This is a genomic window from Carboxylicivirga agarovorans (assembly GCF_050589845.1).
Classification (GTDB): Bacteria; Bacteroidota; Bacteroidia; order Bacteroidales; family Marinilabiliaceae; genus Carboxylicivirga; species Carboxylicivirga agarovorans.
Genome location: NZ_JBNGPA010000001.1, coordinates 22738 through 43213 on the forward strand (window position 1 = coordinate 22738; position 20476 = coordinate 43213).

Genomic DNA, 20476 nt, shown 5'->3' on the forward strand with positions numbered 1-20476 from the left:
AAAGATAGAAAAAGTGTGAAGCCTTACAAAAGAATATAAAGGTCATCGCTTTAAAATTTTTTAACGCTAATTATTGCAAGATTTCTTTAATTCATGTTGAATTAAGTTTTAGATTTGCAACCATTCATAATTAATGAAGACAACAAACATCAACTAATAATCAATAACATAAATTCTGCTTAAGCCAATAGTCGCCTCTATCATTATCAACACACTGACGACTAATGACTTTTGCTTATTAAGCAAATTACACTATGGCTGATTTTAAATACCAAAAACCTTTTCCAATCCTTAAGGATACTACTCCTTATCGATTAATTACTAAAGATTATGTTTCTACCATTGAAGTGGATGGTCGAAAAATACTAAAGGTAGACCCCAAAGGCTTAGAGCTTTTATCCAAAGAAGCATTTGCAGATGTTTCTTTTTACCTGCGCCCAACGCACCTTGAAAAATTAGCTCACATATTAAAGGACGAAGAATCGTCAGATAATGACCGGTTTGTTGCCCATACCATGTTAATGAACCAGGTTGTTACGGCAGAGGGTGAATTACCGACCTGTCAGGATACCGGAACTGCCATTGTTTTGGGTAAAAAAGGTGAAAACGTGTACACCGGTGCCAATGATGCCGAGCATTTGTCACGTGGTGTTTATGAAACATACCGCGACCGAAACCTTCGCTATTCACAGGTTGTACCATTCTCTATGTTTGAAGAGAAAAATACAGGTTCTAACCTTCCTGCACAAATTGACATATACGCCGAGCAGGGTAATCAATATGATTTCTTGTTTATGACAAAAGGTGGTGGTTCAGGTAATAAAACATTTCTGTACCAGCAGACCAAAGCTTTATTAACAGAAGAGAACCTGACTAAATTCGTTCAGGATAAAATTAAAGACCTTGGTACTTCAGCATGCCCTCCTTATCACCTGGCTTTGGTAATAGGCGGTACATCGGCCGAAGCAACACTGGCTGCTGTTAAAAAAGCATCCGCAGGATATTTTGACCACCTGCCAACCGAAGGCAATGAAGGAGGTCAGGCATTTCGTGATTTAGAGTGGGAAGCCAAAGTACAGAAGATTTGCCAGGAAAGTACAATCGGCGCTCAGTTTGGGGGAAAGTACTTTGTTCATGATGTACGCGTAATCCGCATGCCTCGTCACGCGGCTTCCTGTCCTGTTGGGTTAGGTGTTAGCTGCAGTGCTGACCGTAATATCAAAGCCAAAATCACCGAAGAAGGAATTTTTGTGGAAGAGTTGGAGAAGAATCCGTCTCGTTTTGTTCCTAAAGAAGCACCTCACATGGCTCCTGCCATTGACATTGATTTGGACCAGCCTATGGAAGATGTTCTTAATGAACTTAAGAAACATCCGATCAAAACGCGTTTAAATCTTTCAGGAACACTTATTGTAGCACGTGACATTGCACATGCTCGCATCAAACAAATGCTGGATGAAGGTAAGCCAATGCCAGACTACTTCAAAAACCATCCTGTTTACTATGCAGGACCGGCAAAAACTCCTAAAGGAATGGCTTCAGGAAGTTTTGGACCAACAACAGCAGGCCGTATGGACCCTTATGTTGACATTTTCCAGAAACACGGTGGTTCGATGATTATGGTAGCCAAAGGAAACCGTTCACAAGCTGTAACTGATGCCTGCAAAAACAACGGAGGTTTCTACCTTGGTTCCATTGGCGGACCAGCTGCCATTTTAGCCAAAAACAGCATTAAATCTGTTGAAGTAGTTGACTTTGAGGAATTGGGCATGGAAGCAGTACGTAAAATACGTGTGGAAAACTTCCCGGCATTCATCATTGTTGATGACAAAGGCAATGACTTCTTTGCAAAGCTTTAATTGAGTTTTTAAAACTTAGTAAACATACACAAGGTGCGAATTATTCTACTATGAATAGTTCGCATCTTTTTTGTTTGTTATATTGCGAGCATAATCCTCAATCTATGTCACATATATCCATCCAATACTATAAAAGTCCTTGTGGCGAATTGATCCTTGGCTCATATAATAATCAACTTTGTCTGTGCGACTGGCGCTATCGTAAAATGCGTCAATCGATAGATAATCGTATTACAAAATCTTTAAAAGCCACATATAAAGAAGAACCATCTTCAGTAATCAATGAAGCTATTCAGCAACTCGAATTATATTTCAAAGGTGAACTAAAGGTTTTTAAATTGCCCCTACTGCTTGCCGGTACAGAATTTCAAAAAAAGGTATGGAATACATTGGCAGAAATCCCCTGGGGAACAACCAATTCCTACCTGGAACTAAGTAAATTACTGGGAAATAACAATGCCATAAGAGCAGTTGCCTCTGCCAATGGAGCCAATGCTATTTCTATTATCATACCATGTCACAGAATTATAGGCAGTGATGGCAAATTAGTTGGATATGCAGGTGGTTTGACTGCTAAAAAGAAACTTTTAGAGCTCGAAGGCTGCTTCCGGGTCAACAACCAGCTTAGTCTCTTCGATTAATAAATATTGGACTTTTAAAACGTTACTCCATAAAAAGTACCAAAAATAACACTCGTCTAAAAAGCAGCTATTTACAAGCACCTCCTCTGCAATTAAAAGAAAAAATTCCGTAAAAAACCGCCACTTAGTTACAGTTTAAAACCTTTATTACATATATTTTTCTTTATATAATTTTTTCCACCTGTACTACAGCCCTTTACGAAACTTACGAAAACATAGTTGCTGTTTTATTTGTTTATTTTATAACATTTTACAAATCTTAGCATATCAATTCACAGCACATACTGATATACTTCTTAATTAGCTGATAATAAAGAACTATTTCAGTATTTTTATTTGTACTTTTTTGTTATTATTTGTTTTATTTAGTTAATATTTTAAAGATATACACATTCTTTTATCACATTTAAATCACACAGAAACCACAATTAGTTTCAATTTGTAAGTAACCCCAATTAACAACAAACAAAATGGAAGCAGTAAAATCTATGGTAGACTTGAAAAAGTATGGAATTGTTAACACTCCCACAATCATATACAATCCATCCTATGAAGATTTATACTTAGATGAATTAAATCCTGAATTGGAAGGATATGAAAAAGGGCAATTAACGGAAACGGGTGCCATTAACGTAATGACTGGAAGATTCACCGGTCGTTCACCTAAGGATAAGTATATTGTATACGACGACGTTACAAAAGATACAATCTGGTGGACTTCGGAGCACTCTAAAAACGATAATAAACCTGTTTCAAAAGAAACCTGGAGCCAGTTAAAATCAGATGTTTGCACACACCTGTCCAACAAAAACCTTTATGTTATTGACACTTTTTGTGGCAGCAACACCAACAGCAGGTTAAAGGTTCGTTTTATAACTGAAGTTGCCTGGCAGGCTCACTTTGTCAAAAACATGTTCATTCGCCCTTCAGACGAAGAGTTAGCCAACTATGGAGAACCTGACTTTGTAGTCATCAATGGCTCTAAAACAACAAACAAAAACTGGGAAGAACAAGGACTCAACTCAGAGGTATTTACCATGTTTAACCTTAGTGAACGCATGCAGATCATTGGCGGCACATGGTATGGAGGAGAAATGAAGAAGGGCATCTTCGCTATGATGAACTATTATCTTCCTCTTAATGGCATGGCTTCTATGCATTGCTCTGCCAACAAAGGCAAAAATGGCGATGTGGCTATTTTCTTCGGTCTTTCCGGAACAGGTAAAACAACACTTTCAACAGATCCGAAAAGAGAATTAATTGGCGACGATGAACACGGCTGGGATAACGACGGTGTTTTCAACTTCGAGGGCGGATGTTATGCCAAAACAATTAATCTTGATAAAGAAAGCGAGCCAGACATTTATAATGCCATCAGAAAAAACGCACTGCTGGAAAACGTCAGCGTAGATGAAAATGGTAAGATCGAATTTACAGATAATTCAGTAACGGAAAATACCAGGGTTTCCTATCCAATTCATCACATCAATAACATTGTAAAGCCAGTTTCAAAAGCAGGACATGCCAATAAAGTTATCTTTTTAACAGCAGATGCTTTTGGTGTGATGCCTCCGGTATCAAAGCTCACTCCTGATCAGACCCAATATCATTTCCTTTCAGGTTTTACTGCCAAGTTAGCAGGAACTGAATTGGGAGTTACTGAACCACGTCCAACATTCTCAGCATGCTTTGGCGAAGCTTTTCTGTCATTACACCCTACCCAGTACGGAGCGGAACTGGTTAAAAAGATGGAGCAACATGACGCAAAAGCCTACCTGGTAAATACCGGATGGAACGGAACAGGGAAACGTATCTCAATAAAGGACACCAGGGCAATTATCGATGCCATACTGGATGGTTCTATTGAAGAAGCAGAAACATCACACATTCCAATTTTTAATCTGGAAATTCCTACTTCATTGCACGATGTAAATCCTGAGATCATGGATCCAAGGAACACATATAGCGATAGCAAAGATTGGGAAGAAAAAGCGAAAGACCTGGCATCAAAGTTCATTAATAACTTTAAAAAGTACACTGACACGCCAGAAGGTCTGGCACTTGAAAAAGCAGGACCTGAAATTTAAACTCCTAATAACTACCAAATAAAGAGGTGCTGACCAGCTGGTTGGCGCCTTTTTTTTATTCAACGACATATAACTACCAGCAAAATTTATGGCACGCTAATTGTTATATTTTGATTGGAATTAATTTCCAATGGATTAAGGCTGACTTATTGCAGTTACACTACAAACGATAGAACGTTATTAATTGTTAAAAACGCAACCTTAATCAATTCTATAAGTAAACTAGTCAAAATTAACTTTAAAAATGTGAGCTATGAATCTTCGTATAACCAAAAATGCTAAGAATAAGCAGATTTCATTTTTAATCGCATTAGATAACTTTCTTACAAAAAGAAATAATACGAAAGCATCAATATTAATGCAACGGTTAAATCAGTTTTTAGAAAAGAAGAATCCTGATTTCAGTTTCGAAGCGCAAGAAGGTTCCGATAATAACATTGAGATCTTTGCAGGAAAAAGACTAATCGCGTATTACGCATAAAACTAATAAACAGCAGGGAACAATTACTTGCTGTCATTTCATTACAAATGGCTCTTTTAATACAAAAGAGCCATTCTTGTTTGCATTCTTTTCTACATCTTTGCGACTTCAAACATTCATTAGCATGAAACTGAAGAAACTCATCCCCCAATTAGCGTCAAACATTATTGATTTACATTTTGACACTGAACCGAGAGCGGTTCAAAGCCAGAGTATACCTAAAATTAAATCAGGAGCTGACATATTTGCCATAACTCCAGAAAAGACAGGTAAGTCAACCGCGCTTTTAATTGGCATCATTCAACAACTCAAAGAACCTTTTGAGGAAGCTCCAAGAGCCATTGTACTGACATCAACACGGGAAAATGCATTTGAATTGGAAGAGCAGTTTCAACTATTGGCAGCCAAAACAAAACTCAGAAGCTTTGTAGCCTTCGATCAGGGAATTCTTCAATACCAGAAAGATGAAATTTACGATGGTCTTGACGTTCTTTTCTGCACACCCAAAAGACTTATGGAGTTAGTTAACATCAACGGTGTTCCGATGACAAAGGTGAAGATACTGGCTGTAGATGAAGCTGACACTGTAATCACAAATTCTCATCACGCCATTATCTATAGAATTGCCGATGGAATCAAAAACCCTCAACTCCTGTTCTTTGCTAAAAAATGGCACCAGAGTTTTGATACGGTTGAAGAACGACTAATGAAGAACCCACACTATATTGAAATTGAATAACATGAAATGCCCCTGCTCCTCAGGTAACAATTACAACTGCTGCTGCCAGCCTTATTTAGAAAACAAACAGGATGCTCCAACAGCATTACAATTAATGCGATCGCGCTATACAGCTTTTACTCAGGGCAACATTAATTATTTAATAAAAACCCACCACATCAGCACGCGCCCCTTAAAAGAAAAAGAAGACATAGAACAATGGGCGCGATCAGTACAATGGATGGGACTCACCATTATTAACTCTGAAAAAGGACAAGCAACAGACACTGAGGGAATGGTCGAATTCAAGGCCTTATTCATAGAAAACGGTCAATTGCAGGCCATACATGAAAAATCCCTTTTTCGAAAGGAAAAAGGGATGTGGTTTTATACTTCAGGGCAACAATATTAATCTTCGAATTTATAATAGATCTTACTTACCAGCTTCCAGCCATCGTCAAATTTATACAACGAGATATAATCAACATATTTAAGTTCCCCGCCAACATAAAATTCAAACTTAGCCACCGCAGCTGTACCTGTCACATCAACCGATAAAAACTTAACACTAATCAAATTATTCTTAGGACGAGGTAATTTCCCCTCTTTTTTACGCTGAATGACTTTCTCTTTCCATTCTGAAATGGATAATTTCCATATGGCTCCCTTTTCTCCTATGCCCAACAAATTAAAGTCAGGATGAATACCGGCATCAATTTTATCAATATCCCCTTCGTTTTGTATACCTTCAACATAGGCCGACTGGATAACTTTTTTGATGGCTTCAATTTCCTTATTATTCTCCTGTGCTTGTGCTAATAATGACACAGCAAAAAACACTAGTAATACATGTAGTTTTCTCATATCTAATATTCTTGATTGGGTTTGAAATTTCTTTAAAGAACCACACTATGCTAATCAATTTTGTCTAATCTGCGAACTTAATTCATTCAAAATAACCCACAGAAACAAAATCTAAACAGTTTCTTTTATGTTTTAAATATACAACAATTCATTTTTACTTTACCCACTCCACTTTTTAAGTTATTTTTGCAGCCGTAAAAGCAAATGATATGTCGATGCAGGAGTACGAGAAGTTAAAAGAACTATTGGCTAAAAACAAGAAGTGGCCAATGCTATATATGTTTAAATTTATTGTCCCTAATACAGATGGTAAAGTACAACAGGTAGTTGATTTACTTCCAAAACACGGAACAGTTACATACAACCACACAAAGAATCTTAAATACGTATCTGTTACCTGTCGCGTTAGCATGAAGAGTGCCAACGCCATCATTGAAGTCACAAGCAAGATAGCCGCTATTGAAGGCGTTATGAGCCTTTAGTGCAAAACAATATAACCATTAAAAATGAGAGGGATACAGCCCCTTCTACTCTTAACAACCCAAAACTACATAATGGTAGCGTTTTGTTATTGAAGTTTTTAAAATAGCATTGCCTTTTACAAGATAATGAGGTATTTTTATACTTTATCACACTCATTATCGCCATTATGAAGCAAATATTAGCAACCTTTATCCTGGGTTTATTAGCACTATCATATGCTAATTCTCAAAATCAGAAAATAGGGATTATTGAGCATCTCGATGAATACCTGCCTGAGGATATTCATGTTATCGACATCAATGGAGATACGGTTCTGTTATCTTCCGTTATCCAGAACAAACCAACTGTTCTAAACTTTGTCTATTACCGTTGTCCCGGCATATGCACTCCCCTAATGGATGGCATAACCGAAGTGGTTAACTTATCTGATATGCAACTAAGCCAGGACTACCAGATAGTAACCATCAGTTTCGACTATACAGAAAACCACGAACTCGCTCTCAAAAAAAGAAACAACTATTCAATGATAGTTGAAAAAGAAGGTATGGAAAAAGGCTGGTTGTTTTTCACAGCTGATAGCAGCAATGTAGCCCACCTTACAAAGGCTACGGGCTTCAGTTATAAAAAAACAGGCAATGATTTTATACACACTGCCGGATTAATATTGATCAGCCCCGATGGTAAAATCACAAGATACCTGAATGGCACCTACTTTCTGCCCTTTGAATTCAAACTAGCGGTAATAGAGGCTTCAAAAGGCATTCCGGGACCAACCGTCAATCGCATTCTTCAGTTTTGCTACAGCTACGACCCGGCAGGCCAGGCATACGTATTAAACATCACCAAGGTAGCCGGCATACTTATTATTGTTATAGCCGGATTAGTGCTGTTAGTGCTCACCATTAAACCAAAGAAAACAGTAAAAACCTAAATCTCAAAACATGTCAAACCAACCCACAAACAGTTTCAGAGAAGTAAAAGGTAAATACAAAGGGATATTTGCCTGGATATTTTCAACTGATCACAAACGTATTGGCTTACTATATCTTTACTCGATCGTCAGCTTCTTTTTGATAGGCGTGCTTTTAGGCATTGTTATGAAGCTTGAATTAATGGCTCCCGGCAAAACGGTGATCGACCCGGCAACCTACAATGCCATATTTACTCTTCATGGTGTTATTATGATATTTCTTGTTGTGGTCCCCGGATTACCAGCCATTTTTGGTAATTTCTTACTCCCAATCATGATCGGAGCCAAAGATGTGGCCTTCCCCAAGCTCAACCTGCTTTCATGGTGGATATATGTTTTCGGAGCCATTATCGCTCTGTCTTCTCTCTTCATGGGCGGTGGACCACCAGATACGGGCTGGACATTTTACGCACCATACGCCTTCAAAACCAACACCAATATGCTACCGGCAGTATTGGGTGCATTTATACTGGGTTTCTCATCAATCCTTACCGGCATCAACTTCATTGTAACAATACACCGTATGCGTGCCCCGGGCATGACCTGGTTCAAAATGCCCCTGTTCCCATGGACCCTTTATGGCACAGGCTGGATTCAAATACTGGCTACTCCCATTGTTGGCATCACCTTACTGATGATAGTCGGAGAACGCGTGCTTAACATTGGCTTTTTCGATCCTGCATTAGGAGGCGATCCCATTTTATACCAACATCTGTTCTGGATATACTCCCACCCGGCTGTTTACATTATGATATTACCGGCCATGGGTGCGATCTCCGAGATCATTCCAACTTTTGCCAATAAATCTATATTCGGCTACAAAGCCATCGTTATTTCAACCCTGGCCATTGCTTTTGTCGGCTATTTTGTATGGGGCCATCACATGTTTACCTCGGGCATGAGCGGCACTGCCTTATATACCTTTTCACTGCTCACATTTATTGTAGCCATACCAAGCGCCATCAAGGTATTTAATTGGGTGGGCACTTTGCATAAAGCGTCCATTCAGCTGGAAACACCTTTCTTCTGGGCAGCATCGTTTTTATTTGTGTTTATGATCGGAGGCCTGTCAGGGCTCGCCCTTGGTGCACTGGCCACCAATGTTCACCTGCATGACACTGCTTTTGTTGTTGCACATTTTCACTTTATTGTATTTGGCGGTGTTGGTTTTGCATTTATGGGTGCCATCCATTATTGGTTTCCAAAAATATGGGGAAGGATGTACAACAGCAAACTGGCCACATCGGGCTGGATTATATTCTTCATTGGCTTCTGCACACTTTATTTACCAATGTTCTTTTTAGGTGTGACAGGTATGCCACGTCGATATTATGACTATGTGGAGGATTTCCATGGCCCCAATATCGTTTCAACAATTGGCTCATGGGTTCTGCTTCTTGGACTGATCATCATCATCTACAACCTGGTAAACGCCGCTTACAAAGGAGAAAAAGCCACAAAGAACCCGTGGGGTGGCCGCACCCTGGAGTGGACTGTAGATTCACCTCCATCACTTGAAAATTTTGAAGAGATACCAATAGTTGAAAGAGGGCCATATGATTACCGCAAAAACAAAGAGTCATGAATAACATAGCACATACACACCGCGATGACGAAGCCTCTAAATTAGGAATGTGGTTATTCATATTCACTGAACTTCTGCTTTTTGCAGGACTCTTCATCGTATATGGCATTTATCGCTACCTCAATCCTGTCGCCTTTCACCTGGCAGCAGAAGAACTGAGCGTTACCGTTGGAACGGTCAACACCGTTATCCTTCTCATAAGCAGTGCCACAATGGCCATGGCAAGCACCGCCATCCGACTTAAAAACAAACAGTTCACCATTCTTCTTTTGCTCATCACCTTATTTATTGCGTTTATGTTTATGACCAATAAATATTTTGAATGGAAGGGAAAATTCGAACATGGTATCTTCCCAGGAAGTGAAGACCTGTTAAGGCTGGGGCATGGCGACACACTATTCTTCAGTCTGTATTTTTTCATGACAGGGCTGCATGCTTTACACATAATCATAGGCTTTGTGCTGATCACCATCGTTTGCTACCGGGTCAACAACAACACTCTCACATACAAAAATCCGGTATTACTTGATAATTCAGGACTTTACTGGCACCTGGTTGACCTGATCTGGATATTTCTTTTTCCCTTATTCTACCTTATCACTTAAAACTGCGCGCCATGGACAACCATAAATCCGAACATATTGTACCTTACAAACTATACCTGATTGTATTATCGGGCCTGATCCTGCTCACTTTAATATCCGTGGGGGTTACTTACATTGAACTTGCGAACCTAACAGTATTTACGGCCATACTACTGGCTTCTGTCAAGTCAATATTGGTACTGGTATTTTTTATGCATTTAAAGTTTGACAACAAGCTGCTTCAAATATTGGTGACTGCTGTGTTTATTTTGATCACCCTTGTTCTTTTAATCACTTTCCTCGATTATAATTTCAGATAGCTATGAATGAAGATATAACAAATAAGGCCTCCAATTTCGTCTCACAGGTAGATTCTGCTTTTGTATACATATTTGGCATATCCATTTTGTTCCTGGTGGGTATAACAGGGTTTATGGTATACTACATACTCAGATACCGTAAAAGCAAAAATGCTGAAGCAAGCCATATCGAAGGCAGCAATACACTGGAGATTATATGGACAGTCATTCCAACCATACTGGTTTTATCAATGTTTTATTATGGCTGGTCAGGCTGGCGAAATCAGCAGGAAGTACCGGAGGATGCCATACCTATCAAAACAATTGCCCGAATGTGGAGCTTTACCTTTCAGTACGAAAACGGACTGATCACCGATACCTTATATGTGCCGATCAACAAAGCAGTGAAACTTGACCTGGTTGCACTTGATGTTTTACACAGCCTTTACATCCCTTCTTTCAGAGTAAAACAGGATATGGTTCCCGGAAAAGAAGCCAACATCTGGTTTGAATCAGGAAAGGAAGGAGAATATGAAATATTTTGCGCTGAATACTGTGGATTACGCCATTCTTACATGACCTCGGTCGTTAAGGTTATTCCGGCCGAGCAGTTTGATGAAATGACCAAAATCGATTCATCAGCCCTTGCCACCAACAACACAGTGGTTGACTCAAGACAAGCAGGCATAAGTATTACCCGCAAATATGGTTGCAATGCCTGTCATACAGCAGATGGCAGCAAGCTTGTCGGACCGTCGTATAAGAATATTTTAGGGCGCATGCGAACAGTTATCAAAGATGGTGATGAAATAGAGATGATGGCCGATGAAGATTACATTCGCCGTTCAATATATGATCCCAACGCAGAAGTGGTTAAAGGTTATGAAAAAGGCCTTATGCTGTCATATAAAGAACAGGTGACAGAAGAAGAATTTCAACAATTACTCGACTATTTCAGATACTTATCGGGACAATGAAAAAAGCATTCAAAAACATAGCCATTTTTGGCAAATTCAGCATTTCTCTTCCAATAGCACTAAGTTGCTTTATTGCCTTTGTTTTGTTTAATGAGCAACTAAGCTGGGAAGGGGTGCTTGCAGCAACAGGCATATTTTTCATGTCTGCCGGTGCTTCGGCCCTCAATCAGTTCCAGGAGCAAAACAGAGATAAACTAATGCGAAGGACCCAGGACCGACCACTTCCACGGGGTATCTTCAGCAAGAAGAAAGCCCTATTGACTATAAGCTGTTTTTGCATCACCGGCACAACCATACTATCAACCTTCAACCTTTCGGCAGTAATCTGGGGATGGGCTGGCATTATCTGGTATAACCTTATTTACACACCCCTTAAAACCAAAACAGCTTTTTCTGTTTTTCCAGGCGCTGTTGTAGGAGCCATTCCTCCAATTGCAGGCTGGTGTGCTGCCGGTGGTTCCATTGTGGATTTTCGCATCCATTTCATTGCATTCTTTTTCTTTTTGGGCCAAATGCCTCACTTCTGGCTCCTCGTATTAAAGTATAAAAACCAATATAAAAATGCCGGCTTTCCGGTTATTACAGATCACCTGTCAAACAGCCAGGTGGTGCGTATTAATTTAATATGGTTTATTGCAACGTTTATTTCTGCCTTGTTTTTACCAATTCTCGATATCATAACAAAGGAAGCCACAAGCTGGATCGCTTTTCTTGCAAGTATAATAATGATTATTTGGGTAGTAAAAAGCACCATGGAAACAATTCAGGCTCGATCGCCCCAGCTCCTTAGAAAGCAATTTATTTACTTCAACTCATTTTATTTATTGATAATGTTATTGGTAATTGCGGATAAAATTTGATGCTATTATATTCTCATACTCTACCATTAGGGTGGCAGACATGCTACCATTATCGGCGTAGATTCCTTCCGCTTATCGCCGGAGATATGTTACGCTTACTTACGTTCGATACGAACACTTAATCATACCAGTCAGTAGTGTCGTATTTATACATGAAACTAAAAAACCGGTACCTGAATGGTCAGGTACCGGTTTCATTTATTTTGACAACTATATTTTTATCCCAATAACTGCTTCACTACAGCTGAAATATCTTTTCCATCGGCCTTACCTGCTAATTCCTTAGAAGCAACACCCATTACTTTACCCATTTCTTTCATGGAAGTAGCACCTACCTTTTCGATAATTGCTTTTACGATCGGCTCTAATTCCTCTTTGGTAAGTTGAGCCGGCAGGTAAACACTGATCGCTTCAACCTCTTCCAGTTCTTTCTCAGCTAAATCTTCACGATTCTGAGACTTGAATAGTTCGGCTGCATCTTTTCGTTGCTTTACCATCTTCTGAACAATCTTCATCACATCAGCATCAGTTAACTCTTCAGCAGCACCCTTGGAAGTCTTGGCTTCAATTATTTCTTTTTTCACTCCTCGCAAGGCTTCCAATCTGATACGATCTTTTGCCTTCATTGCTTCCTTGATATCATTGCTAATCTGCGCCTCTAAACTCATAATATTTGATCTTGTATAACTATTTCTAATTTAATTCACACTACTGCTAGTCCACATTATCGTGCAAATAAGGATTATCCTTACTTATTTGCGGACCATTTTTCGGGTCATCTGACAGAGAAAAACGGCTTACTTTCCTCTCCTGACTCACTCTTCTGTTGGGTTGATTCTCAACCGGCATTTTCCTGCGCTTATAAGCCGGTACGTTCTCGATCTGTTCAATGAATCGCTCATCCTCCATCTCTTCCTGACTTAAATGCGATGTATAATAACTGGCACCGGCCGTACTAAAGCCTTCGTCAATAAAATTATCGTTTGATGGATTATAATGATCAACCTCCGACTTTCTGCTTAAAGGCACAACAGGCTGATAAAACGAATCTATCCGCTCTTGCTTTTTCCTTTCAACCGCCTCAAAATCAACCACCCGTCCTTTTTCTTCACCTGGTTCGGCACAAAAATCAATCACCTCTTCATTTTCCGGAACATTAACTACCTCACCTTCTTCATCCAATGAAAAACGAGTAACCTTGTCCTGATTTTTCTTAACCCGGTGTTCGATAAGCTGCTCAGATACAAATCCGGTAGCTATAATTGTTACACACACCTGTCTGGCCAAACCATCGTCATTACCTGTACCCCAGATAATAGATGCGTCTTCACCGACCACCTCCTGAACGTAATCGGTTATTTCACCCACTTCGTCCATCGTGATCTCTTCAGTACCCGAGGTGATATTCAGAAGAATATTACGAGCCCCTCTAATCTCATTATTATTCAACAATGGCGATTCAAGTGACGCCTGAATAGCATCCAGGGCGCGTTTTTCACCTTCTGCGTAGGCAGAACCCATAATTGCCACTCCACTGTCTTTCATAACGGTTTCGACATCGGCGAAGTCGACGTTTATATAGCCGTGAACAGTAATAATTTCTGCTATACCTTTTGCAGCCGTTGCTAACACATCATCAGCCTTCGAGAATGCATTTGATAATTTTAAATCACCAAACATCTCTCGCAAGCGTTCATTATTTATTATCAGCAATGAGTCGACATTCTTCTCCATTTCAGCAATGCCGTCCAGTGCCTGGTTAATTCTTAATTTGCCCTCAAACTTAAATGGAATCGTAACAATACCTACTGTCAAAATCCCCATTTCCTTTGCCGTTTTGGCAATGATGGGTGCAGCACCGGTACCTGTTCCTCCGCCCATTCCGGCAGTTACAAATACCATTTTGGTATTTTGCTTCAGAACATCAACAACATCTTCGAGGTTTTCAATGGCCGACTCTCGCCCTTTATCAGGTCTGTTTCCTGCACCTCTGCCCTCGGTCAGCGATTCTCCTAATTGTATTTTAACCGGGACAGGACTGCTTTCCAATGCCTGGGCATCGGTATTACAGACCACAAAGTTAACGTCCTTTATACCAAGACTATACATATAATTGACGGCGTTACTACCTCCACCACCAACTCCAATTACTTTTATTATTGAAGATTCAGATTGCGGTATATCAAAATTCATCAACTCTTCACTCATATCCGTCCAGTTTTACCTTCTACATTTCAACATCCTTCTCGTCGAATATATTGACAAGTCCGTTTTTAATGCCACTAAACAGGTTACCTGTTTTATAGCTCGACTTTTCTTTTTTGATTTTCTCGCGTTTCGAGCTTGCTTTACGCTGCGACTCTTCCCATTTAGGTTCCACTTCACCAAATAATTCAGGCTCAACGATTGCGCGTCTTGGGCGTTCCATTGCGCTTAATATTAAACCAATACTGGTTGAGTAGTTTGGTAAATGCGCTGAAGGTGGCACATCGCCATCCAGACAACGATCAGGCAAGCCAATTCTTACATCAAGACCGGTACGTAATTTAATTAACTGAGGCAGGTTCTTAAGCAATGCTCCTCCCCCGGTTAAAACAATACCGGCACCAACTTTATCCATACAACCAGAGTTTTCGATCTGATACATGACATAGTCAATGATTTCTTCCATACGGGCCTGAATAATGTATGCCAGACTTCTAAAAGAAATTTCTTTAGGCTCCCAACCCGCCATACCCGGGATAGTTACCACCATATCTTCACGGGCCATATCTCCCATGGCTGACCCAAACTGTACTTTTAATGATTCTGCTTGCTTATAAAGGACTGAACAACCTTCTTTGATATCAGATGTCACCACATTGCCGCCAAAAGGAATCACGGCTGTATGACGAATAATACCATCATAGAACACAGCCACATCGGTTGTTCCACCACCTATATCAACCAAAACCACACCAGCTTCTTTTTCTTCTTCGGTTAACACACTTTTTGAAGATGCCAGTGGTTCAAGTATCAGGTCATTCAATTGAAGTGCTACACGTCGAATACACTTCTCTATATTTTTAACAGATGCTATACGTCCAAGTACAATGTGGAAATTTCCTTCAAGGCGGCGACCCGACATGCCTACAGGATTTTTAACACCCATTTCATTATCCACAATATAATCCTGTGGAATAACATGCATAATCTTCTCACCCGCTTCTACAGGGATCTTATAGTTGTCATCAAATAAATTATCAACGTCTTCCTGCGTTATCTCAAGCCCACCTTCAATAAAACGATACCCCCTGTTACGAAGGCTTTTGATATGCTGACCTGCAATACCAACATATACCTCTTTAAGCTTTATTTCCAGTTTCTCTTCAATGCTCGCGATAGCTTGTTTGATTGAAGCCACCGTTTCGTCAATGTTCAAAACAACCCCACGTTTGACACCTATCGAAGGCACCTTTTCCATACCGAGAAGTTGCAATTTTCCATTATCGAGTTTACGACCGGCAATAGCCACAATTTTTGTGGTACCAATGTCAATCGCGGCAATTAGATTAGGTTCGTGGTTCATAACATCTATCCTTTTGTACAAACAACTTGTCCTTTATATTTCAAACTTACTTTCTTATATAAATTCCACTCACGGGAATCCCACCCCTGAGTATAAAGTGCTTTCAGATTACGAAACTTAGTATCTACGTCTTCAACTTTTCCAAATTCGATCAAATGATCTCCGACGCGTGGCACTAAAGTCAATTCTCCTTTTTCATCAACATAAACCTGCTCGATCTGTGCTTTCCAAAACTCGTCAAAGTAAATCGCTTCGGCAATTGTCTGCAAGTCATTGTCAGATGATAATCGCTTAATAAATCCACTGGCCACCAACACATGTGCCGAATGATTTTTGAATATGGGCATCTTTTCGCCATTCATATCCAGGTAATACGAAGATCCGTTGTCAAAAACACGTACCAATGGTTCACGCTGAGTGACATCGAGGTGCAAAGTACCACCATAGGTGTAATACACCTCACAGTTTTCTATAGCCGGATGTTTCTGAAAAAACTCCTCCATTTGATTGCAATCAACCTCCTTGAGTTTACGGCCAAGAATTCCCGGGTATTTTCCCAAAGCAATATCAGAAAGTTCTTGGGCTGTAATAAATTGATTATCTACACTATCACAAATTGACGGAGCTATTTCCCCACAAACAACTTCACTTTTATTAACAGCTACAAATGAGAATGTTACCATAATATACACTACGGCAATCCCTAAAAACAATATGCTTTTAAAACGTTTCATTTGTAACTAAACCTTATAATTCCGTTTAAATATAACTTTTTCACCCTACTATCAACCGTGTATTTATTATTATTTATTAACAATTTGTTAAACGTATACTAATTGCTGATAAACACCTTTAATTTCTCCTCTAAAATCGGCACTTCTTTGTCAATATCTCCGGCTCCCAGCGTTAACACAACTTCCATTTTCTCACGACATAATTCTTCAAACAATCCATCTTTGCTCACAACCTTAACAGCCTTGTTAGTCATCAACCCGGCGATCATAGCAGAATTAACACCTTCAATTGGCAACTCGCGGGCAGGATAGATATCAAGCAACAATACCCGGTCACAAACATCAAGCGAACGTGCAAAACCCTCTGCGAAATCACGAGTACGCGTGTATAAATGAGGCTGAAAAACAACTGTAATATTCGATTCAGGATAGATAGCCTTAACCGATTTTAAGGTAGCGTTAATCTCTTCAGGATGATGTGCGTAATCATCAATCAAAACTAACTCTTCACTCTTAATGCGATATTGGAAACGACGGCGTATTCCCTCAAATGCAGGTAAGGCTGTCTTTATTTCGTCAGCCTCTACTCCACCCAACAATGCCAGACCGATCGCCCCCACAGCATTTTCAACGTTTACAAGGGCCGGAACCCCCATTTTTAAGCCTTTTATCGTACCGAAAGGTGACTTTAAGTCGAACTGATAAAGCCCATCAATCAACTTGATATTAATGGCACTAAAATCAGCTTTCTCTTCTATCGAATAAGTAAATACCTCAATTTCGTCGCTAACATCCTCAACATCCAATCCAGCCTTATGCAAAAGCACTCCACCAGGTTCAATTCTATCAACAAACTCCAGAAAAGCCTCATTTATGGATTCTTTATTCCCATAGATATCCAAATGATCGGCATCCATAGCAGACAACAATGCAAAATGAGGTGATAAATGCAGGAATGAACGATCAAACTCATCGGCCTCGAGGATAACATATGATGAATTGGCGTTGTGTAAAAAATTTGTTTTGTAGTTATTTACAATGCCACCTAAAAAAGCGTTACAACCTACTTCAGATTGCTTATAGAGGTGTGCTGTCATGGATGATATTGTCGTCTTTCCATGTGTACCTGCCACACAAACACTATTCATTCCGCTCGAAATAAGACCTAAAACAGCAGCACGCTTACGAACATCAAAGCCTTTATTACGAAAATAACTCAACTCGGTATGATCGTCCGGAATAGCAGGTGTATACACGACCAAAGTCGATGCCTTATCCCTGTAGTTCAAGGCTATCTGCTCAACATCATCTTCATAATGGATAGACACCCCCTCACTCTCCAGTTCTTTTGTAAGAACAGTAGATACCCTGTCGTAGCCAGCCACATGTAAGCCCTCGTATTTGAAAAATCGGGCAATGGCACTCATTCCGATGCCGCCAACACCTACAAAATAAACACTCCGTATATCTTTTAACTGCAACATCTCCTTATTTTTGAGCAAGTTTAATCACTTCTTCCGCGATATCATCAGCAGCATCAGGCCTTGCAAACTGCTTTATATTTTTTGCCAGCTCTGCCAGCTTTTCGTCCTGACTTAGCAATGCAGCAGCTTCATCCAGCAAGCTATTGACCTGTGCATCTTTCACCAAAACAGCAGCATCCTTTTCAACAAGAGCCATTGCATTCTTAGTCTGATGATCTTCAGAAACATTAGGTGAAGGAACAAAAACAGTTGGCTTACCCAATATGGCCAATTCAGATATCGAACTGGCACCAGCACGAGACACTACCAGATCAGCAGCTGCAAAAGCCATATCCATTCGACTGATGAAATCAGTCACAACAACCCTACCCTTTAGTTCAGATGGCAGCTTTTCATTCATCTCACTGAAATAAAACTTACCCGTTTGCCATATTACCTGTATACCGGCTGGCAAATCACTTATGGTATTGATGATACCATTATTGACAGAACGGGCACCCAGACTACCCCCTATCACTAATATCGTTTTTTTATCCTGAGCAAGTTTCCAATGAGAAAGGGCCTCTTCTTTTGATATGTCAGAGAGCAAATCGTTACGCACCGGATTACCTGTTATCAGTATTTTATCTTTAGCAAAGAATCTTTCCATTTTGTCATAGGCCACACAGATTTTAGCGGCTTTTTTGGCAAGCAGGCGATTGGTAATGCCCGGAAAGGAATTCTGCTCCTGCAATAAACTCGGAATACCCGATTGAGAAGCAATTCGCAACACAGGACCACTGGCATAGCCACCTACACCCACCGCTACATCGGGCTTAAAATTCCTTATGACACTTTTGGCCTTAAGTAAACTTCGAAGCAATTTAAAAGGAAAAGCCAGGTTACGCAGGGTTAACTTTCGGTGTAATCCGGCAACTGGCAATCCAACAATTTCAAAACCGGCTGCCGGTACTTTTTCCATCTCCATCTTTCCCTCTGCACCAACAAACAATATCTCGGCGTCAGGACGACTGGCTTTAACAGCATTGGCTATTGAAATGGCCGGAAAGATATGTCCTCCTGTTCCACCTCCGCTAATTATTACTCTTATCGGACTCATAGTTTTCATTTTCAGCTTCTGCAGCTAATTCCTTTTCTTCCATATTATTTCTACTGACACTAAGAATAGCGCCAAATGCAAGACACGTAAACAAGGTAGAAGTACCACCCATACTAACCAAAGGCAAGGGCTGACCCGTTACCGGCATCACACCGACAGCCACACCCATATTAATAAATGCCTGTACAACCAGCAAGGTCGATAAGCCGACGACCAGGAAGGCCGGAAAGGTTCGACTGCTGGCCCTGACAATTACACCCGCCCGAAAAAGCAATATCAAATAGGCAAACATGATCAAAAATCCGCCAATCAATATCCCCCATTCCTCTATAATTATTGCATAAACAAAATCACTATAAGGGTGTGGCAAAAAGTAGCGTTGTTGACTATTTCCGGGACCACGCCCCCAGAAAACACCTCCCGTTGCAATGGCCATTTGTGATCGTTCCGACTGATAATCGGCTGAAACCTCCCCTGCAGTATTATCCTCTCCTCCAATAAATCGTTCAACACGAGCTTTCCACGTACTGGCGCGATGTAAAAAAGGCACGTAATCAGACAAGGAAATTACAACAGTAACAAAAAGCATAACTGCCGCTACAGTTCCCAAGAGGTATTTCATTGATACTCGCCCTATCATCATTACCAACCAACTGGTAAAACCTATCAGAGCTGCAGTTGAGAAGTCATCCTTAAAAATCAAACCACATACAATGGCCACATGTATCATAATGGGTTTAAAAGCCTCATCTGCAGTTCTGTCATTTGCCTGATACTGAGCCAGTACTTTAGCGATATACATCATTAAAGCCAACTTTGCGATCTCAGATGGCTGAAAGGAAATACCAACAACAGGTACCGTCAGCCAACGACTGGCCTGGTTTAAACTCACACCAGAAATAGCCGTTATAACAAGCAAAACTATGGAGACATACAGAAACACCGTTGCAAATCGGGCAAACCATTTGTAATTGATATGATGAACCGCAACGATTATCCCCAGCCCTACCAGTAAAAACTTAGCATGGCGAAAAAGATAATACACGGCATTTCCATCCTGATGCTTGTATGCCAGGTTACCGGTTGCACTATACACTACCAGGCATGAAAAGACAGATAGCAACAGTATCACATACCAGATAATCCGGTCACCCTTTATATATTTCTTTAATAATTCGTTCAT

At 40.1% G+C, this 20476-nt stretch carries 21 protein-coding genes; 13 read left to right on the plus strand and 8 right to left on the minus strand.

The window, feature by feature from the left end; genetic code table 11:
• Nucleotides 1-254: 254 nt before the first annotated feature.
• The 6 genes from ACRD69_RS00090 to ACRD69_RS00115 all read left to right on the plus strand — a co-directional run bounded on the left by ACRD69_RS00090 (nt 255) and on the right by ACRD69_RS00115 (nt 6198).
• On the plus strand, nt 255-1859 hold the full coding sequence (locus tag ACRD69_RS00090) for a fumarate hydratase (RefSeq protein ID WP_430813012.1): 1605 nt from the start codon (nt 255-257) through the stop codon (nt 1857-1859).
• 104 nt (nt 1860-1963) lie between these two features.
• Nucleotides 1964-2500 (plus strand): methylated-DNA--[protein]-cysteine S-methyltransferase, encoded by a 537-nt coding sequence (locus tag ACRD69_RS00095; RefSeq protein ID WP_430813013.1) that lies wholly within the window; start codon nt 1964-1966, stop codon nt 2498-2500.
• A 470-nt stretch (nt 2501-2970) separates the two neighbouring features.
• Nucleotides 2971-4587 (plus strand): phosphoenolpyruvate carboxykinase (ATP), encoded by a 1617-nt coding sequence (gene pckA, locus ACRD69_RS00100; protein ID WP_430813014.1) that lies wholly within the window; start codon nt 2971-2973, stop codon nt 4585-4587.
• Nucleotides 4588-4840: 253 nt separating this feature from the next.
• Nucleotides 4841-5068: a hypothetical protein gene (locus ACRD69_RS00105; protein WP_430813015.1), complete on the plus strand. Its 228-nt coding sequence runs from the start codon at nt 4841-4843 to the stop codon at nt 5066-5068.
• 124 nt (nt 5069-5192) lie between these two features.
• Nucleotides 5193-5807, plus strand: coding sequence for a DEAD/DEAH box helicase (locus tag ACRD69_RS00110; RefSeq protein WP_430813016.1), 615 nt, complete (start codon nt 5193-5195; stop codon nt 5805-5807).
• 1 nt (nt 5808) lies between these two features.
• Complete coding sequence (locus ACRD69_RS00115; protein ID WP_430813017.1) at nt 5809-6198, plus strand: YchJ family protein; 390 nt, start codon at nt 5809-5811, stop codon at nt 6196-6198.
• Here the strand turns inward: ACRD69_RS00115 and ACRD69_RS00120 are convergent.
• Entirely contained in the window at nt 6195-6650 is a 456-nt protein-coding gene (locus tag ACRD69_RS00120; protein WP_430813018.1) for a nuclear transport factor 2 family protein, read from the minus strand. The genes ACRD69_RS00115 and ACRD69_RS00120 overlap by 4 nt on opposite strands.
• 209 nt (nt 6651-6859) lie before the next feature.
• Between ACRD69_RS00120 and ACRD69_RS00125 the strand changes: the two genes are divergently transcribed.
• The 7 genes from ACRD69_RS00125 (at nt 6860) to ACRD69_RS00155 (ending at nt 12408) form a co-directional block, all read left to right on the plus strand.
• Complete coding sequence (locus ACRD69_RS00125; protein WP_430813019.1) at nt 6860-7132, plus strand: DUF493 family protein; 273 nt, start codon at nt 6860-6862, stop codon at nt 7130-7132.
• Nucleotides 7133-7299: 167 nt separating this feature from the next.
• On the plus strand, nt 7300-8064 hold the full coding sequence (locus ACRD69_RS00130) for an SCO family protein (protein ID WP_430813020.1): 765 nt from the start codon (nt 7300-7302) through the stop codon (nt 8062-8064).
• 10 nt (nt 8065-8074) lie between these two features.
• Nucleotides 8075-9688: a cytochrome c oxidase subunit I gene (locus ACRD69_RS00135; protein WP_430813021.1), complete on the plus strand. Its 1614-nt coding sequence runs from the start codon at nt 8075-8077 to the stop codon at nt 9686-9688.
• On the plus strand, nt 9685-10293 hold the full coding sequence (locus tag ACRD69_RS00140; RefSeq protein ID WP_430813022.1) for a cytochrome c oxidase subunit 3 family protein: 609 nt from the start codon (nt 9685-9687) through the stop codon (nt 10291-10293). The genes ACRD69_RS00135 and ACRD69_RS00140 overlap by 4 nt, the downstream gene beginning before the upstream one ends.
• 11 nt (nt 10294-10304) lie before the next feature.
• Nucleotides 10305-10592: a cytochrome C oxidase subunit IV family protein gene (locus ACRD69_RS00145; RefSeq protein ID WP_430813023.1), complete on the plus strand. Its 288-nt coding sequence runs from the start codon at nt 10305-10307 to the stop codon at nt 10590-10592.
• A 2-nt stretch (nt 10593-10594) separates the two neighbouring features.
• Nucleotides 10595-11548 (plus strand): cytochrome c oxidase subunit II, encoded by a 954-nt coding sequence (gene coxB / locus ACRD69_RS00150; protein WP_430813024.1) that lies wholly within the window; start codon nt 10595-10597, stop codon nt 11546-11548.
• Nucleotides 11545-12408 carry a protoheme IX farnesyltransferase gene (locus tag ACRD69_RS00155; RefSeq protein ID WP_430813025.1) on the plus strand — a complete coding sequence of 288 codons (864 nt, stop codon included), beginning with the start codon at nt 11545-11547 and terminating at the stop codon, nt 12406-12408. Before coxB ends, ACRD69_RS00155 begins: the two co-directional genes overlap by 4 nt.
• 218 nt (nt 12409-12626) lie before the next feature.
• Here ACRD69_RS00155 and ACRD69_RS00160 read toward each other — a convergent pair whose 3' ends face one another.
• The 7 genes from ACRD69_RS00160 to ACRD69_RS00190 all read right to left on the minus strand — a co-directional run bounded on the left by ACRD69_RS00160 (nt 12627) and on the right by ACRD69_RS00190 (nt 20476).
• Nucleotides 12627-13076 (minus strand): GatB/YqeY domain-containing protein, encoded by a 450-nt coding sequence (locus ACRD69_RS00160; protein ID WP_430813026.1) that lies wholly within the window; start codon nt 13074-13076, stop codon nt 12627-12629.
• A 46-nt stretch (nt 13077-13122) separates the two neighbouring features.
• Entirely contained in the window at nt 13123-14616 is a 1494-nt protein-coding gene (gene ftsZ / locus ACRD69_RS00165) for a cell division protein FtsZ (RefSeq protein WP_430813027.1), read from the minus strand.
• Between the two features lie 19 nt (nt 14617-14635).
• Nucleotides 14636-15976 carry a cell division protein FtsA gene (gene ftsA / locus ACRD69_RS00170; RefSeq protein ID WP_430813028.1) on the minus strand — a complete coding sequence of 447 codons (1341 nt, stop codon included), beginning with the start codon at nt 15974-15976 and terminating at the stop codon, nt 14636-14638.
• A gap of 5 nt (nt 15977-15981) precedes the next feature.
• Nucleotides 15982-16710 (minus strand): cell division protein FtsQ/DivIB, encoded by a 729-nt coding sequence (locus ACRD69_RS00175; RefSeq protein WP_430813029.1) that lies wholly within the window; start codon nt 16708-16710, stop codon nt 15982-15984.
• A 98-nt stretch (nt 16711-16808) separates the two neighbouring features.
• Complete coding sequence (gene murC / locus ACRD69_RS00180) at nt 16809-18194, minus strand: UDP-N-acetylmuramate--L-alanine ligase (RefSeq protein WP_430813030.1); 1386 nt, start codon at nt 18192-18194, stop codon at nt 16809-16811.
• A gap of 4 nt (nt 18195-18198) precedes the next feature.
• Nucleotides 18199-19293, minus strand: coding sequence for an undecaprenyldiphospho-muramoylpentapeptide beta-N-acetylglucosaminyltransferase (gene murG / locus ACRD69_RS00185; RefSeq protein WP_430813031.1), 1095 nt, complete (start codon nt 19291-19293; stop codon nt 18199-18201).
• Entirely contained in the window at nt 19268-20476 is a 1209-nt protein-coding gene (locus ACRD69_RS00190; RefSeq protein ID WP_430813032.1) for an FtsW/RodA/SpoVE family cell cycle protein, read from the minus strand. Before ACRD69_RS00190 ends, murG begins: the two co-directional genes overlap by 26 nt.